The following is a 17,243-nucleotide window of genomic DNA, read 5'->3' as shown; positions in this document are numbered from 1 at the left end:
TGGATGGATCACTGTTATGAGAGATTTTCAATGGATGCTGGAGTATGGCATCAACCGTTTTGGTTCATTGGCTGCCTTAGATGCGCGTCTACCTATGCCAGCCAGCGCTGCTGAGCTGATTGCCGTGCCTGACGATCGCTACTTGTCATTAATTGCTCTGCGAGTGTTTCGAGCGGGTTTACGACACAGTGTCGTTGATGCCAAGTGGCCAAATTTTGAAGATGTTTTTTGGCACTTTGATCCCGATAAAGTCGTGCTAATGAGTGCTGAGCATATTGAGCGCTTAATGCAAGATACGCGCATTATTCGTCATTTGGGTAAATTGAAAAGTGTTCCGCGTAATGCGCAAATGCTGTTAGATATTCGCCAAGAACATGGTGGTTTTGGCCGTTTTCTAGCGCAGTGGCCTGAGCAAGATATTGTTGGTTTGTGGCGCTACTTAGCTAAACAGGGTTATCAGTTGGGTGGTTTGTCAGCGCCACGTTTTTTGCGTATGGCCGGTAAAGACACCTTTGTCTTGAGTGATGATGTTGTGGCGGCATTAGTTGCACAGAATATAGTTACTAAACGGCCCACCAGTCAGCGTGATTTAGCGGCGGTACAAGAGGCTTTTAATACCTGGCATAAGCAGAGTGGGCGGCCTTTATGTCAGCTATCGATGTTGCTCGCTCTGACGGTTAACCACTGAGAAAGTCACATTTGGGATCAAAAGATTTGCACTTTGTGGCAATGCAAGGCATATTACCTCGCTAAATCAGAAAGAATTTTGTATGTATGTCTAAATTGATAAAGGCCATCGCTTGCGGTGTGAGTTGTTTATTTTTGGCGTCTTGTGCCAACGTAAACACCGAACAGCGTGCTGCAACCTCAGTTGAGCGACAATCAATCGAACTGAATTCACGTGCATTGGTCGCGGTGTTAGACCGTTTTGACGAAGCACAACAAGCTGCTCTGCAATTGCAGGAAGAGCTTACTCTTGACGAATATAAGTTGCCGGGCCTAAGCGATAGTTTATTAGACCGCGGTAAAACTTTATTAGGTACGCCCTATCGTTACGGTGGTAGCAATCGTAAAACTGGTTTTGATTGCAGTGGTTTTGTCGGTTATGTGTATAAAGAAGAACTAGGCATTCAGTTGCCACGCAGTACACGTGGTTTATTGAGTATGGATGCGCCCATTGTTGCCCGCGCTGATTTAGAACCCGGTGATCTGATTTTGTTTAACGATCGCGGTCGTGGTCGCGTCACCCATGTGGGTATTTATATGGGCGACGATCAGTTTATTCACTCGTCGAGCAAGCGTAGTGGTGGTGTACGTGTGGATAGTCTCAACAGCCGCTATTGGAATTCCAGTTATTTACAAGCTAAACGCGTTTTGACCGAGCAAGAAGTGAATCAACCCATTCAGACTGAAGAGTTGCTTTCTAAAATTGTTGAGTAAACTATAAAGAATCTCTAAATACCGCTGTAGCTTGCCGACAGCGGTATTTTTTTGCCTACATTATAGGTTTAACAAGCCAGCTACATAGTCGGCATCTTTATCACCACGCCCAGATAGATTAATCAAAATCGTCTGATCAGTGTTCAGAGTTGGTGCTTTACGAATTGCCCATGCCACCGCATGCGCGCTTTCCAGTGCTGGAATAATGCCTTCTACACGTGATAAACGCATAAACGCATCTAAGCATTCTTTGTCGGTGACGCTGTCGTATTGCACACGGCCTAGGTCTTTTAAGTAGCTGTGCTGTGGTCCTACGCCTGGGTAGTCTAAACCTGAAGCAATGGAGTGAACAGACGCTGGGTTGCCATCAGCATCTTCCAGCACGTAGCAAGCCATGCCATGCAGTTGTCCTGGCTTGCCTTTGCTGAGCGTGGCTGAGTGGCGTTGTGTGTCTAAGCCTTCACCTGCGGGCTCAACGCCCACCAGTTGAACTGCGCTATCGTTGAGGAATGCAGTAAACATGCCGATGGCATTGGAGCCGCCACCGACACAGGCGGTGATGTAGTCAGGCAGGCGTTGATGACGATCTAAAAACTGCTGACGTGCTTCTTTTCCGATAATCGATTGAAAATCGCGAACCATTTTAGGGAAGGGGTGTGGGCCAACGACAGAACCAATTGCGTAAATAAAGTCTTCAGGGTTCTTAAGGTACTCTTCAAAAGCACTATCAACGGCTTCTTTTAAGGTTGCTGCGCCTGCGGTAACTGGAATTAGATCACAGCCCAAAATTTTCATCTTGACGACATTGGGATGTTCTTTTTCGATATCTGCTTGACCCATATGGATTTCACAGGGAATTCCAACTAAAGCGCAGGCCGTCGCTAATGCGACGCCATGTTGACCCGCACCGGTTTCAGCAATCACTTTCTTTTTGCCCATAAATTTAGCCAATAAGGCTTCGCCAAGGCAATGGTTAATCTTGTGCGCACCGGTGTGGTTTAAATCTTCACGCTTTAAATAAATCTGCGCACCACCCAATTGCTCACTCAGACGTTTTGCATGAAAAATTGGACTTGGACGTCCAACATAGTCAGTAAATAAACTGGCTAATTCTGCTTGGAACTCAGGGCAAGCACAGATTTCTTCGTAGGATGTATTGATCTCATCCATGATTTTTTTTAGGTGATCAGGAACATATTGGCCGCCATAAGAACCAAAGTAACCCTTGGCATCGGGCATGGCTGCAAAAGAATCAGTGCTCATCGGTAAGGTCATCCTTCAAAACGTATTGAGCATACGAGGGCATGCTTTAAAAAATAAACTTCGCGCCACGATGAGCGCTATTAAAACCATAGTTTACGACAAAGTATAAGCTTGTGTCCTGCGCGCTAAGGCTTTAGCGCGCAGATGATTGACATTAAAAATCTGTTTAGTTGGACTCTGTACGCAAGCGTAAAGTCAGACCTTTCAGAAATTGACGCAGCAGTTGATCACCACAGACTCGGTAATTGCTATGGCCTGCCTTTCTAAATAACGCACTGAGCTCAGGTTTGGAAACATCAAAATCAACTGATTTTAAAATATCCATCAGATCTGTTTCTTGTAAGGTAAAGGCAACGCGTAGTTTCTTTAAAATCGTATTGTTGGTCAGCGGCAGTTCAGTGGCTGGCGCAGCCTGAGGGCTTGGGCCGCGGCGGCTAACGATTAAACTGTCTAAAAACCCAACCATTAATTCATCGTGCATGCGTACAAAGGATTCATCTTCTTCGCTAGCTAAGTAGCTGCGCAGGGTGGCTAAGTCCAGCTCTGGTTCAACGTCGTTGAGCATCTCTAACAGCGTGTTATCACTTAAGTTGAGGGTGTAGCGAATGCTGCGCAGTACATCATTATTAAGCATAGAATCTCTCAGTTAACAGTCTTAAATAGGGTGTTAGAATTTTTGTGTGGTTGTGCAGTAACGCCATTCGCCGAGTGGCAGTTTACCCATGGACATCGCACCAATGCGCAGACGTTTCATGGCCACAACTTCAAGGTTAATGCTTGCGCATAAACGCTGAATCACGCCTGGCGATGGGTCTTTAAGAACCATACGTAGGTTCTCTTCATTTTGCTGGCTGACTTTGCAACCAGGCAAACCTGCGCCATTAAACATTTGTGCGTGGGTTAAACGTTTGAGTTTATCTGCGCTGATTTCGCCGCTCACTTGCACCACGTATTCTTGCTCAAGGCGGGTGCGGTCATCGGTTAGTTTACGTAGGGTACGCCAATCTTGGGTAAAGACTTGCAAGCCGCTGGCATGCTCTTGCAACGGCAACTCACTGCTTAAACGAGCAAAATGGCCCTTAAGCTGCAATATTGGGCTAGGGTCTTCAGCCCAGTGAGAGTCTGGATTGATCAGTGCTAATTGTTGCTCAAGACTTACATTGAGCAGCACTGGCTGATTGAGTAACAGAGTAATTGATGGCAAAGGTTCAGCGACCGCGTTAGGGCGTAACTCAACCTGTTGATCGATAATTGCAAATTGCGGCTCGTCGATGATGGCACCATTGACCAGCACCCAGCCACCTTCAATGTAAAGCTGTGCTTCACGTCGTGAGCAGCCGGTGAGATCGATTAAACGTTTAGAAAGGCGAACAGAATCAGTCATAGTAAAAAGCCAAAAGAGGAGTGCACAGTATACTGCGTCTGCCTGTTTTATACAGTGTGACACGACTATTATGCGCGGCACTTGCCTATTGTACGTGCTGCTAGCGGCCAATAAGGGTACAATCGCGGCCTTTTTACGCGTTCGCGTCTCGACTACTCAGGATTTATTTGTGATTTCCACTGCTAATATCACCATGCAATTTGGTGCAAAACCTCTATTTGAAGATGTCTCTGTAAAGTTTGGCAACCGTCACCGTTATGGTTTGATTGGTGCCAATGGCAGTGGTAAATCAACCTTTATGAAAATCCTCGGCGGCGATCTTGAGCCCTCTGCTGGCCACGTGATGCTTGAACCCAATGTTCGTTTGGGTAAGTTACGCCAAGACCAGTTTGCCTATGAGCAGTTTACCGTGATTGATACGGTGATTATGGGTCACGAAGAACTGTGGAAAGTCAAAGCTGAGCGCGATCGTATTTACTCGTTACCAGAAATGACTGAAGAAGACGGTATGGCAGTGGCTGAGCTGGAAACTGAATTCGCAGAAATGGACGGCTACACCGCGGAATCGCGTGCCGGCGAATTATTGCTGGGTCTGGGTATTGGCGTGGATGAGCATTTTGGTCCGATGAGTGAAGTGGCTCCGGGTTGGAAGTTGCGTGTGCTATTGGCGCAGGCTTTGTTCTCCGATCCTGAAGTGCTATTGCTCGATGAGCCCACCAACCACTTGGATATCAATACTATTCGCTGGTTGGAAGATATTCTGAGTAACCGTAACTGCACCATGATCATTATTTCCCACGATAGACACTTCTTAAACAGTGTCTGCACGCATATGGCTGATTTGGATTACGCTGAAATTCGTTTGTATCCAGGCAACTATGATGAGTATATGACCGCAGCCACCCAGCTGCGTGAGCGTCTATTGGGTGATAACGCCAAGAAAAAAGCACAAATTGCTGAGCTGCAAACCTTTGTTAGCCGCTTCTCAGCTAACGCCTCGAAAGCCAAGCAAGCCACCAGCCGTGCTCGTGCGATTGATAAAATCCAACTGGATGAAGTGAAGCCATCGAGCCGTATCAGTCCGTTTATTCGCTTTGATCAGGCGAAAAAGCTGCACCGTCAAGCTGTGGTATTGCATGATCTGAGCCAAGGTTTCGATGGTAAAGTCTTATTCGATACCTTGAATTTGCAAGTCGAAGCAGAAGAGCGTGTGGCCATTATCGGTCCGAACGGTATCGGTAAAACCACCTTGCTGCGCACCTTGATGGGTGAGTTACAACCGATGAGTGGTCATGTGAAATGGACTGATAGCGCAGACATCGGTTATTTCGCACAAGATCATGCCAGTGACTTTGCTGATGATATGAACTTGTTTGATTGGATGGGTCGTTGGACTCAAGACGGCGAACAAATGGTACGCGGCACATTAGGCCGTATGTTATTTTCTGGTGATGATATTGAGAAATCAGTCAAAGTGATTTCTGGTGGTGAGCAAGGTCGTATGCTGTTTGGCAAACTGATTTTGCAAAAGCCTAACGTCTTGCTGATGGATGAGCCGACCAACCACTTGGATATGGAATCCATTGAAGCCTTGAACTTAGCCTTGGAAAACTACCCCGGCACGTTGATCTTTGTCAGTCACGACCGGGAGTTTGTATCATCCTTGGCCACGCGCATTATTGAGCTGACTGAGCACGGTATCAATGACTTCCATGGTACTTATGATGACTACTTACGCAGCCAAGGTGTTTTGCTGTAAGGCTGCCTAGGTAAAACCACTTAGTCACGGAAAAATACTTGCACTAAGTGGTAACCAAACTGTGATTTAACTGGCCCGTGTATCATTCGTACGGGCTTGTTAAACACCACATTATCAATGGATTTGACCAGTTGCCCCGGGCGTACTTCGCCTAAATCGCCGCCTTTTTTTCCTGAGGGGCAGGTTGAATACTTGCGTGCCAGCTTATCAAACGCATCACCCTTATCCAGCCGATCTTTAATCGCCTGCGCCTCTGCCATTGTTTTTACTAAAATATGTCGTGCCATTGCCTTGGCCATAGCGCTTGTCTCCCAATCAGATAAACACAGCAGTTTAACCTAATTTTATCGACAATTTATGTGCAATAACGACAACGTTTGCTCTTTTGTTGCGGTATCTGCGAACATACCTTTTTGTTTTTCCAATACAACCTGACATAAAGAGAGATCTATGGCTGTTGAACAGTTTCAGGCAACTGCACATTTGCAGAGCGGTACCCAAGTTAAAGTACGTTCACGCGGATTTGAATTCACTCTAGATGAGCCGACAGAAGATGGTGGTACTAATTTAGGTATGAATCCTGTCGAGGCATTGCTGGGTGCTTTAGGCGCGTGCCAGGCTATTGTTGCGCGTGTTTATGCAAAGCGTTTTAACGTGCAGTTGGATGATTTTTGGGTGGAGTTGGAAGGTGACTTAGACTCAGATGGCTATATGGATAAGGCTGATGTGCGTTGCGGTTATTCAGCGGTGCGTTACACTTATCATATTAAGTCACCATCAGCGCAAGCAGATATAGATGCTTTTATTGCCTTTATCGGTACGAAGTGCCCTGTGGGTGACAGCTTAATGCAGTCGGTTGCTTTGCAGTTGACAGGTGTTATTCATGAAAAATAATGACTGATAAAAACCTTTTTTATCAGTCATTTAGCTGCAATAAAACTGGCAATTGATCTATGGATTGAGTGTCGGTTTAAATTGTTGAGTCAGCAAGCCATTGGTATGATTATTTGAGTCGTGTCTCTACAGTCGATAATCAATCGTGTTAAATGCTTAGATTTATGGTTATGCTGATAACGTAGATACTAATCATGGAGAGCGATCTTATGCCAGTAACAGTACGTATGACCAACCTGTTTTTGCAACTGGGCTTGGATGCAACGCCAGAGGGTGTTGCACGTTTTATTAGCGAGCATCGCTTAGCAGCAGAGATCAATGTGCTTGATGCTGATTTTTGGAATGATGGCCAGCGTCAACTTCTGAAAGAGCTATTGTGTTCTGATGGCGAGTGGGCATTAGTCGTTGATCAGCTTAATGAAGCGTTACGAGCGCCTGAAGTATAACGCCAGAGATCTTGGTAGTTGAGCTCAATTAAAATATTGCCTTGCCAGCAGTGAGAGGCAAGGCAATAGATTCTGCACAAACCATCGCAACGCATCGTTAAGTCATGGCTTGTTTGAGTGCTGCAGTTATTTTAAGCGCATCTTGACCCAGCACAGTAAGCAAATGGCGACCGTCTGAAGGTAACAACGGGGTAACTAGATAAGCCGCATCGAGCAAGCCATAATCGAGAGCTGTCAGCCAAAACTGCAGAGTATTAACGCCAAACGTGAGAGCAGCGGACGGCCGAGATACCAATTGTTAAGCAAATTAAAATTGCCGACAATGTTGTCCAACCGGTGATTATGTTGATGAGCCTTGTACGTTTAACTGAATATATACAGCTTTTTGGCGTGCTATAGAAACCTTCGATGCTAAAGCTATTACTTGAATGGTAGCAATTGCAGTTCTTTACTCTGACCCATAAAAAGTGGTTCATTGTGTTCAGTCACGGCGCGAATATAGTCCCAAATCACTCGAATACGTTTGAGCTTACGGAAATCTTGGTGACAGGAAATCCAAAAACTATTGGTCACCTGTACGTGCTCGGGCAAGACCGCTTGCAGGCGTGTATCTTGATCGGCAATAAAACAGGGCAAAATAGCGAGATGCTGGCCTTGTAAACAAGCAAAGTACTGAGAAATAGCACCTGTTGTGCAGAATGGCGTTTTTGCTTGATGAATAAACTGATCTAAATAGAGCAGCTTAGTACTAAAAGTCAGGTCTTCAACATAGTTAATAAACGCGTGTTGAGGTAAATCGCTGACGTCATTGATGGGTTGATGTCGTGCTAAATACTCGGCAGTGGCATAGAGCTGCAGGCGATAGTCACAAAGCTTGGTACTGACAAATGGACCGCGGGTCGGACGCTCTAGGGTGATGGCAATATCAGCTTCACGCTTGCTGAGGCTAACAAAGTGCGGCACGGCGAGAAGGTCAATGGAGATTGCTGGGTATTGCTTTTGGAAGTGGGTCAATTGCGGTCCTAAAAACAGCCCGCCAAAGCCTTCTGTACAGCCGATGCGCACCTTGCCTGACAGAGCAATATCAGTTCCGGTGATCTCTTCGCAGGCATTTTGCATCATCGCTTCAATGGCTTGAATGTGATCGCGCAGACCAATACCTTCACTGGTTAAGTTAAATCCGGTGTTGCGCGACTTTTCAAATAGCAGAGTCTCTAAGGTGTTTTCGAGGCTGGCAATACGCCGTGAAACCGTTGTGTAGTCGACCCCTAAGCGTTTTGCCGCACTGGTTACTCGACCACAGCGGGCCACTTCAAGAAAGAATTTTAGGTCATTCCAATTTAGAGTGTGCAAAAGGTTGATGTGTTTCTGCATATCGAGCCTGCTTTTTTGTGTGTATTTATCGTAACTCGACCTACATATACTCGAATTGAGCTAAAAACCCAAGCAGCATAGGCATACCTTATTTTGGCCGGTAGCCGCCAACAGGGATTGTACTGGCATGAGCTTGTGGCGTTTTCTAGTCAATCAGTAAGCCTTATTGACAACAATAATAAATACGTGGATCACACGTTTAAGGATAGGTTATGGAAAAAAATATTTATGCACATATTCGCAATAATCCTAAGTTTGATGAGCTCGTAACGAAACGACGGCGCTTTGCCTTAGTGCTCAGTGCCATCGTGCTCGTGCTTTTCTATGGTTTTATTATGCAGGTGGCTTTTTTCCCAGAGGTGATTGCGATGCCAATTGGCAGCGGGAAACTAACCTATGGCGTGATGGCTGGTTTCTCCCAGTTCAGCTTTTTTCTTCTGCTCACATGGCTCTATGTGCGCCGCGCCAATACTGAATTCGATCGCTTAAACGAAGCGTTAATTGATGATGCGGTGACTGGAGGTCAGGCATGAGTATTAAGTCTGTGATCACTGACAGCGTGAAACCATTGCTAGGATTTTCGCTACTGCTGTTAAGTCCATTGGCATTGGCTGCCGATAAACCGCTGAACGTACCCGCGATCAGTATGTTTTTTATCTTTGTGGTGATGACGTTATTGATTACGGTCTGGGCGGCTCGTCGCACCCGTACCACTTCAGATTTCTACACCGCGGGTGGTGGGATTACTGGTTTTCAAAATGGCTTAGCGATCGCCGGAGACTATATGTCCGCTGCGACGTTACTGGGCTTTACTGCCATGATCTACATGTCTGGGATCGACGCTTATATTTATATGGTCGCGTTTTTTGCTGGCTGGCCGATTATTCTGTTTTTAATGGCCGAACGCTTACGCAATCTTGGTAAGTTTACTTTTGTCGATATTACCTCATACCGCTTAAATCAAAGGAAAATTCGCACCATGGCGGCGATCAGTTCACTGATTGTGGTGTGCTTCTACCTCGTGGCGCAGATGGTGGGCGCCGGGCAGTTGATTCGTTTGCTCTTCGGTTTAGAGTACACCTTGGCACTGTTTATCGTCGGCGGATTAATGATTATCTATGTCACCTTTGGCGGCATGGTAGCCACCACTTGGGTGCAAATTATTAAAGCCTGCTTACTGCTGTTTGGTGGTACCTGTGTGATGCTTTTGGCATTCTCTCAGTTCGACTTTAGCTACGATAAGCTAATCAGCGAAGCCAGTGCTGTGCATAGCTTAGGTACCCGCTTGGTGCATCCTGGTAGCCTGTTGGCCGATCCTGTCACTGCGATTTCTATGGGCTTAGGCCTGATGTTTGGTACGGCCGGTTTGCCGCATATTTTGATGCGTTTTTTCACCGTATCGAATGCCAAGGAAGCACGTAAGTCAGTGCTTTATGCTTCAGTGTTTATTGCCTACTTCTTCAACGTCATTGCCATTATGGGCGTCGCAGCGATTGTTATTGTTGGGCAAAATAGCAGTTTCTTTGAGGGTGGAGAGCTAGGCGCTGCGTTGTTGGGTGGCAGTAATATGGTGGCCATGCATTTAGCGCAAGCCGTCGGCGGTAATATGCTATTGGGCTTCCTTTCGGCAGTTGCCTTCGCCACGATTCTTGCGGTAGTCGCCGGTTTGGCGTTGGCCGGAGCGACAGCGATTGCGCATGATCTCTATGCCGAAGTGTACAAAAGGGGAGATGTGACTGAGGCGCAAGAGCTGCGCGTCACTAAAATTGCGACTGCATGTCTGGGTGTTGTCGCTATTTTATTAGGTATGGCATTCGAGCATATGAACGTGGCATTTATGGCAGCATTAGCCTTTGGGGTGGCGGCATCGGCCAACTTCCCTGTGCTGATTCTATCGATGTACTGGCGCAACCTCACCACGCGCGGGGCAATGGCTGGTGGTTACGGTGGCTTACTGAGTTCTGTGACAATGGTGGTGCTATCGAAATCGGTCTGGGTCGATGTATTTGGTTTTGCCGAAGCAATTTTTCCTTATACGCAGCCCGCTTTATTTTCGATGCCAGTCGCTTTTGGTTTGGCCTATGTAGTTTCAATGAGGGATCAAAGTGCAGCAGCAGAACGTGAACGAGCCGCGTTTGCTGATCAATACGTACGGGGTCAAACCGGTTACGGTGCAGCCACTGCGTAAGTAAGCTTTATCGGTGAACCGAAGGGTACGCGCAAGCGCTCGCCCTTTTTGTATTGGTTGCTGGTTATGCTGGTTTACCTATAGGTTAAGCTGACGCATACTCAATGCAGAGTGCAGTCTTTTGCAGAGAGCTAAGAGGTTGCTAGACAATAATAAAATTATACAGCGCATAGGACTCTGGCGCTCTGGAGTTGAATATGTCTTCAAAAATAACTATCTCTCATCCTAGTGTGGCGTTCAGCTGTAACAGCTTATTAACGAGCAGTCAGTATCAGAAAATGATTACTGATGCGCGTCGACGTAGCATGCAGTATGGCTTAAATGCCTGTTCTGACTCAAAGATCGAACACTTGATAGATACTGTGCGCTTGGCTAAAGACAACCACATATTAATGAATGCAGCCAAACCCGTACTGCAGCAGTTATCTGAGCGGTGGGGAATACAGAGAAGTGATTCCCTACTTATTTTGGCGAATTCAGACTCGACCGTGCTCAGTGTCGAAGGTGACCCAGGCTATGAGCGGCAACAAGAATTGCAAGATCTTATACCTGGAGTGTGCTGGAGTGAGGAGATGCGAGGTACTAATGCGTTAGGTACTGCATTGGCTACAGCAAAGCCTATGCTTATTAATAGAGGCGAGCATTTTTTAGAGCGCTTAGGTGAATATTCATGTTCCTCAGTATTGCTCAATGACCCACAGGGTCAAGTTTGTGGGGCTTTAAGTTTGGCTCGTAAGGGTTCGCTAGCTGCAAGCAAAGATAGTGTGTTATTGCTTGCGATGACTGCTAGCTATATTGATCGAAGATTATTCATAAGTAGTCAATTTCAAGATATAACTTTAGCTTTTCATACTAATAAAAATCACCTAGATTCACCATGGCAGGGGTTGCTTTCTGTGAGTCTTGACGGTCTTATTGTCGCCGCAAATGACTCAGCCTGTGAGTTATTAAATCAACCACGACAAACATTATTAGGCCAATATTGTGAAGTTTTTCTTGGCAAACATAACCCTTTTCTTAAACAATTAACAACAGGGTTAGCAGGCCATTTGAATACAGAGAGAGGGCAGTTTTTTTATAAAATTTTACAGGTACCACAGCCCGAAAATATCAGTGCAGAGCGAGCCGCATTACCCACAAAAAAACCACCTAAATCAGGAGTTGAGCAATGGGCTGGTAATAACTCAGGATTTAGTAAGCAATTATTGTTAGCGCTGCGTGGTTTTAACAATGAGTTACCCATTTTGTTGCTAGGCGAAACCGGTACAGGTAAAGAAGTGATTGCTCAAGCGCTACATAACAGCAGTAACAGAGCTAACCAACCATTCATTGCTGTGAACTGCGCAGCTATTCCAGAGGGGTTAATAGAGTCGGAGTTATTTGGCTATAGTGATGGTGCTTTTACTGGAGCTAAACGTGGTGGCATGCTAGGCCGTTTACAGCAAGCGCATGGAGGCACGCTCTTTTTAGATGAAGTTGGTGATATGCCGTTGGCATTGCAAGCGCGTCTGCTGCGCGTATTGCAAGAGAGAAAGGTTGCGCCACTAGGTGCAGGTGTTGAGCGCGAGTTAGATATTGGTTTGATTTGTGCCACGCATCGTGATCTCAATCAGTTAATTAGCCAACAACAGTTTCGTGAAGATTTATTTTATCGGATTAATGGTCTAGCTCTTACTTTGCCAGCTTTAAGAGACCGTGAGGATTTACCTGAACTCTGTCAAAAGCTTTTACAGCAATTGAGCGATCAGCCACTACAATTGACGCCTGATCTGACCAAGTTACTGAGTCGTTATTGCTGGCCCGGTAATATCAGGCAATTGCAAATGCTGCTACGTACTTTAGTGGCTCTGCGTGAACCTGGACAGTGGATGCTTGCTGTTGACGATTTACCAGCGAGTTTAGCCGAACAGTTACAGGTGCCTGCTTCTAGCGCTAACGGTCATTGTATTCGTAGTAATGAAGATGAGCTTATTCGCTCTGCTCTTGCAAAGAAGCAAGGTAATGTTGCTGCTGCTGCACGTGAGTTAGGAATCAGCCGAGCAACGTTATATCGCAAATTAAAGCAGCTGGAGGTTTAGTTGAGTGCATTGTTAGCGAGACTTATTAGCAGTGATAAGCAGCAGCAACTGCAGGCTGCTTTAACTTGGTTATATAGCTTTGTAAAACCGCAAAAAAACGCTATTTTGCGATTGTTGGGCTTGTCAGCTATTGCTACATTTTTGGTCTTGTTACAGCCTTGGTTGACTAAAACATTAATTGATGATGGTCTCTTGGCGCGCGACTACCCGATGCTGCTAAAAGTAGCTTTTACTATGATTGGAGTAGGTTTGGTTGGCACCTTATTGGGTGGTCTAAACCGATATTTGCATACTCAGCTCTCAGGAAAAATTTTGTTTGCTTTGCGTTCATCTATTTACCAGCATTTACAGCAGCTATCGCCAAATTTTTATGCCAAGTGGCGTGTTGGTGATTTGTTTTCGCGAATTGATGGTGATGTTGCAGAGATCCAGCGTTTTGCAGTTGATGCTTTATTTGCTGCGATTTCAAGTGTCATTGGGTTTCTTGGAGCTTTGGCGCTACTGCTGACTTTATCGTGGAAGTTATCTTTGTTGGTGTTGCTGTTGCTGCCGATAGAATTACTATGGCTGAGCTGGATGCGACGTAAAGTTGAGCGACATGCGCGTAGGGTGCGAGAGCAGGCGACGGATATTTCAGCCTTTATGGTTGAAACATTACCTGCGATGAAGTTTATTCAGTCCGTGGTGCAAGAACCACGTGAAGCGAAGCGTTTAGATGGGCTTAGTGATAGCTATTTGCAGCAGTTATTACGACTGCAAGTTGTTGAGTTTTTCACCCAAGCAGTACCCAATACCTTGATTTCTTGGACGCGTGCAGCAGCTTTTATGATTGGTGGTTATTGGGTTATTCAAGGTACTTGGCAGTTAGGTGCTTTAATCGCTTTCTCTACTTATCTTGGCATGGTGATTGGTCCCGCACAGAGCTTGCTGGGATTGTATGTATCAATTCAAAAAATGAGCGTTAGTTTATTACGGGTGCAAGAGTTACAGCAGGCAGAGCCTAGCATTAAGCAAACGCAGGAAGTCATAGTGCTTCCAGTTGATGGGCGTGGTGAGCTTAGTCTAGTAAACGTATGTTTTACGCATGTTGAGCGTGAAAATCTGCTTTTTGATCAGCTCAATGGTCAGTTTGTCGCGGGCTCAAAGATTGCGTTGATTGGACCTTCAGGTGCTGGAAAAAGCACTTTAATAGATTTATTGCAGCGCTTTTATGATCCGCAAAATGGTACGTTACTATTAGACGGTATTGATATTCGCCATTTCGATCTTGCCAAGTATCGCCGCTGCTTTGCTGTGGTTAGCCAAGATATTGTTTTATTTCGCGGAAGTTTGGCGGAAAATTTACGTTATGTTGCACCTGCTGCAAGCGATCAACAATTATGGCAAGTGCTTGAGAAGGTTCAATTGCTGAGCTGGGTCGAAAGTCTGGGTCAAGGACTAGCTAGTCCTTTGGGTGAGCGTGGGCAACAGTTATCAGGTGGGCAAAAACAGCGCTTAGCAATTGCTCGCGCATTGCTCCAGCAGCCCTTAGTTCTAGTTTTAGATGAGGCGACTTCAGCTGTGGATGAAGCAACTGAAGCTTCAGTAGTGCAAGCGATTGATCTGCTTTTTGCTAAACGAACTCGAATTTATATCAGTCATCGCAGTAGCACATGGAAAAATGCAGATTACTGTTTGCAGCTGAAAAATGGTCAATTACAACGCATGGAGATTGCAGATGTTAGCTAGGCGTATTGGTATTATTGACAGTGGTTACAAGCTTGATCAGCAGCACTTAGTGCTAGAAAGTGCCAGCTTCGAGTTAACCGCGCAAGGAGTGCAGCAAAGTATTGGAGGGCTGGATGATAATGGACATGGTTCCGCTGTTTTAACCATTATTTCTGAGCATAGTCCTGAGAGTCGTTTTTTAGTAGCTAAGGTGCTTGATGAGAAAGGGCGCAGTTCAGTGGCTCAATTAGTGGCAGCGTTATACTGGTTGCTTGAGCAAGGTGTAAGCCTAGTTAACTTGAGTGCTGGTGTTGCGCAGTCCAGAGCAAGTTTGCACAGTGCGTGCCAAGCAGCTACTGAACAAGGGGTGCTGTTATTTGCTTCCAGTCCTGCAATGGGTGCTCCAGTGTATCCTGCTAGCTACTCGCATGTTTTCAGTGTGACGGGTGATGGTCGTTGTTCGGCTGATCAGTGGTCTTGGCTACAGGCTGAAAATGCTGAGTTCGCTGCACACGTACGCGGCCCTGTACCGCATGCAGGTTCAAGTATGGCATGCGCCCATCTGTCAGGAATTGTTGCTGAACAACTTGCTAGAGGGTTCGCCTCAGCAGATGTGTATGCCTACTTGCAGCGGTATGCCTATCGAGTTGGTGCTCAGCAACGCGAGTAAATTATACTGCTTGAGTCGTTAAGCTTTTTATGCAAACCATGCTTTGAGTACGGCAGCTATTGCTGCATGTTTTTACTGTTCGCAATTACACCGACTCAGTCAGCGGTGTTGTCCAGTGTTTAGGCGTGACGCTTACTGAGTCTGTGTTTAGGTGGTGTGGATTTTATATGCGAATCAGGACGGATTTGTGTTCTGTGTAGCTAAAAATAGCTTCCTCACCCATTTCACGTCCATATCCAGACATTTTATAGCCGCCAAATGGTAAGGCTGGATCCAGTGCGCTGTGGCAATTGACCCAGACAGAGCCAGATTTAATCCGAGGAATTAATCGATGAACCAGTGCTAAATCATTTGACCAAATACTTGCACCAAGTCCGTAAGGGTTATCATTGGCTAGCTCTATGACTTCTTCGATATTATCAAAGGGAATAGCGACTAATACGGGCCCAAAAATCTCTTCTTGCACGAGAGGGGATGATTGATTTATTTCTGAGATAACAGTTGGTTGCACAAAGTAACCAGGGCCAAATGATTCTCCACCACATACAATTTTAGCGCCTAGTGCCTTACCCTGATCGATATATCTTTGTACACGTTTTTGTTGTTTGGATGAAATTAATGGGCCCATATCAGTACTTGGATCCATGCCTTCGCCTAATTGCATGCTATTAGCGATAGCTGCAATTTCTTCAACGACTTGATCAAAAATTTCACGTTGTACATAAAGCCGCGAGCCAGCGCTACAAACCTGGCCGTGGTTAAAGAAAATTGCATTTGCAGCACCGGCTGCAGCAGTTTTAATATTAGCATCAGCCAATACTATTGTTGGGGATTTGCCGCCGAGCTCCAGCGTAATGCGTGTCATATTGTCCAGTGCAGCTTTGCCAATGATTTGGCCTACTTGTGTCGAGCCGGTAAAGGTTAATTTATTAACTAATGGATGCTCGCTGAGTGCAGCCCCAGCTATAGAGCCTACGCCTGTGATAACGTTAAAAACGCCTTCTGGGTAACCAGCCTCTTGTACTAACTCAGCCATTTTTAGGACACTAAGAGGTGTTTCATCGGCGGGCTTAAGTACCATAGAGCAGCCTGTAGCCAAGGCTGGAGCTAGTTTCCAACAGGCTAATAAGAGAGGAAAGTTCCACGCCACAATTGCTCCTACAACACCAGCTGGCTCTCGACGCGTAAAACCATGGAAGTCAGCGTCAGGTATTAAAGGAATAGATACATCTACGGTGCTACCTGTTATTTTAGTAGCCCAGCCAGCCATATAGCGTAAAAAGTCGATCGATAACTGCACATCCATAACTAGTGCTACTTGTGCGCTTTTACCATTATTTAAGCATTCAAGTTCAGCTAAGATTTGAGCGTCTCTCTCCATAAGATCTGCAAGCCTCCAAAGGAGGTTTTGTCGTTCACGAGGCCGCATTTTCCCCCATGCCTGACCTTCAAAAGCGTTTTTCGCAGCATGAACTGCACGATCTACATCCATGACGTCTGCTTGCGCGACACTACATAAAAACTCACCGTTAGCAGGGTTCTCTAATTCCATAGTCGCACCACTTATTGCAGCTTGGCTCTGATTATTAATAAATAAGCCGTGCTGACGCTGTGCGAAAAGCAAGGTGGAAGCTAATGGCGAAAATTGTTTAGACATATTGAGCTCTCTTATTATTAGGACTGTCTCTTTTAATAAGCAAAGGATATGCCAACTCTTTGAGAGCTATAATCTAGCGTGCTTAGCTGCATTGTTTCATTTTCACAAGATGCTTTTAATTGGCCGTTCTGTCGTAAATTGCGACATATGCCTAACACATGGTGAGACGCTCTAAGGAATGGTGTACTGCATAGGTGTGCTATAAGGCGTTTAATTATTTTAGGAGTTAAGTCTTAGTCTGGAGCATTGCTGTCTCATGCTGATACACAAACAGGTTAGTTTCCACTGCTTATACCTAAGTATATATTTTTAATAGTTTTTATTTTTTCTTTAAGTTATTGATTTTTAAAGCTATTTAAAAAGCTGGCATAGAAATAGCATGT

16 protein-coding genes are annotated in these 17,243 nt (G+C 45.6%); 10 read left to right on the top strand and 6 right to left on the bottom strand.

Annotated features, from left to right (window positions below; translation table 11 throughout):
• The first annotated feature begins 16 nt into the window (after positions 1-16).
• Positions 17-688 (top strand): DNA-3-methyladenine glycosylase I, encoded by a 672-nt coding sequence (locus tag JYJ62_RS02250; protein WP_205340555.1) that lies wholly within the window; start codon positions 17-19, stop codon positions 686-688.
• Positions 689-774: 86 nt separating this feature from the next.
• The gene (locus JYJ62_RS02245; RefSeq protein WP_205340554.1) at positions 775-1,440 is read left to right on the top strand and encodes a C40 family peptidase; all 666 of its coding nucleotides are present in this window, start codon (positions 775-777) and stop codon (positions 1,438-1,440) included.
• Positions 1,441-1,500: 60 nt separating this feature from the next.
• On the opposite strand, the gene trpB is transcribed toward JYJ62_RS02245, so the two are convergent.
• The 3 genes from trpB to JYJ62_RS02230 form a co-directional block, all read right to left on the bottom strand.
• Entirely contained in the window at positions 1,501-2,703 is a 1,203-nt protein-coding gene (gene trpB / locus JYJ62_RS02240) for a tryptophan synthase subunit beta (RefSeq protein ID WP_205340553.1), read from the bottom strand.
• A gap of 166 nt (positions 2,704-2,869) precedes the next feature.
• Positions 2,870-3,337: a DUF1456 family protein gene (locus tag JYJ62_RS02235; protein ID WP_205340552.1), complete on the bottom strand. Its 468-nt coding sequence runs from the start codon at positions 3,335-3,337 to the stop codon at positions 2,870-2,872.
• A 33-nt stretch (positions 3,338-3,370) separates the two neighbouring features.
• Positions 3,371-4,087, bottom strand: a complete 717-nt coding sequence (locus JYJ62_RS02230; protein ID WP_205340551.1) for an rRNA pseudouridine synthase — start codon at positions 4,085-4,087, stop codon at positions 3,371-3,373.
• A gap of 169 nt (positions 4,088-4,256) precedes the next feature.
• Between JYJ62_RS02230 and JYJ62_RS02225 the strand changes: the two genes are divergently transcribed.
• The gene (locus JYJ62_RS02225) at positions 4,257-5,846 is read left to right on the top strand and encodes an ABC-F family ATPase (protein ID WP_205340550.1); all 1,590 of its coding nucleotides are present in this window, start codon (positions 4,257-4,259) and stop codon (positions 5,844-5,846) included.
• A 20-nt stretch (positions 5,847-5,866) separates the two neighbouring features.
• Here the strand turns inward: JYJ62_RS02225 and JYJ62_RS02220 are convergent, their stop codons facing one another.
• The gene (locus JYJ62_RS02220) at positions 5,867-6,145 is read right to left on the bottom strand and encodes a peptidylprolyl isomerase (RefSeq protein ID WP_205340549.1); all 279 of its coding nucleotides are present in this window, start codon (positions 6,143-6,145) and stop codon (positions 5,867-5,869) included.
• Between the two features lie 151 nt (positions 6,146-6,296).
• On the opposite strand from JYJ62_RS02220, the gene JYJ62_RS02215 reads away from it, so the two are divergent.
• Together JYJ62_RS02215 and JYJ62_RS02210 are read left to right on the top strand one after the other, a co-directional pair.
• Entirely contained in the window at positions 6,297-6,740 is a 444-nt protein-coding gene (locus JYJ62_RS02215) for an OsmC family protein (RefSeq protein WP_205340548.1), read from the top strand.
• Positions 6,741-6,949: 209 nt separating this feature from the next.
• Positions 6,950-7,186 (top strand): DUF2789 family protein, encoded by a 237-nt coding sequence (locus JYJ62_RS02210; protein WP_205340547.1) that lies wholly within the window; start codon positions 6,950-6,952, stop codon positions 7,184-7,186.
• 420 nt (positions 7,187-7,606) lie between these two features.
• Here the strand turns inward: JYJ62_RS02210 and JYJ62_RS02205 are convergent, their stop codons facing one another.
• Positions 7,607-8,560 carry a LysR family transcriptional regulator gene (locus JYJ62_RS02205; protein WP_205340546.1) on the bottom strand — a complete coding sequence of 318 codons (954 nt, stop codon included), beginning with the start codon at positions 8,558-8,560 and terminating at the stop codon, positions 7,607-7,609.
• A 212-nt stretch (positions 8,561-8,772) separates the two neighbouring features.
• Between JYJ62_RS02205 and JYJ62_RS02200 the strand changes: the two genes are divergently transcribed.
• The 5 genes from JYJ62_RS02200 to JYJ62_RS02180 all read left to right on the top strand — a co-directional run bounded on the left by JYJ62_RS02200 (position 8,773) and on the right by JYJ62_RS02180 (position 15,203).
• The gene (locus JYJ62_RS02200) at positions 8,773-9,093 is read left to right on the top strand and encodes a DUF485 domain-containing protein (RefSeq protein WP_205340545.1); all 321 of its coding nucleotides are present in this window, start codon (positions 8,773-8,775) and stop codon (positions 9,091-9,093) included.
• Positions 9,090-10,748, top strand: a complete 1,659-nt coding sequence (locus JYJ62_RS02195; protein WP_420042812.1) for a cation/acetate symporter — start codon at positions 9,090-9,092, stop codon at positions 10,746-10,748. Before JYJ62_RS02200 ends, JYJ62_RS02195 begins: the two co-directional genes overlap by 4 nt.
• 197 nt (positions 10,749-10,945) lie before the next feature.
• Positions 10,946-12,826, top strand: a complete 1,881-nt coding sequence (locus JYJ62_RS02190) for a sigma-54-dependent Fis family transcriptional regulator (protein WP_205340544.1) — start codon at positions 10,946-10,948, stop codon at positions 12,824-12,826.
• Positions 12,827-14,554, top strand: coding sequence for an ABC transporter ATP-binding protein (locus JYJ62_RS02185; protein WP_205340543.1), 1,728 nt, complete (start codon positions 12,827-12,829; stop codon positions 14,552-14,554).
• Positions 14,544-15,203, top strand: coding sequence for a S8 family serine peptidase (locus JYJ62_RS02180; protein ID WP_205340542.1), 660 nt, complete (start codon positions 14,544-14,546; stop codon positions 15,201-15,203). Before JYJ62_RS02185 ends, JYJ62_RS02180 begins: the two co-directional genes overlap by 11 nt.
• A gap of 163 nt (positions 15,204-15,366) precedes the next feature.
• Here JYJ62_RS02180 and JYJ62_RS02175 read toward each other — a convergent pair whose 3' ends face one another.
• Positions 15,367-16,860 carry an aldehyde dehydrogenase family protein gene (locus tag JYJ62_RS02175; protein WP_205340541.1) on the bottom strand — a complete coding sequence of 498 codons (1,494 nt, stop codon included), beginning with the start codon at positions 16,858-16,860 and terminating at the stop codon, positions 15,367-15,369.
• Positions 16,861-17,243: the final 383 nt, after the last annotated feature.

This window comes from Denitrificimonas caeni, assembly GCF_905120345.1.
Taxonomy (GTDB): domain Bacteria; phylum Pseudomonadota; class Gammaproteobacteria; order Pseudomonadales; family Pseudomonadaceae; genus Denitrificimonas; species Denitrificimonas caeni_A.
Note: the sequence above shows the minus strand (reverse complement) of the source record. Positions and strands in the feature narration are given on the sequence as shown.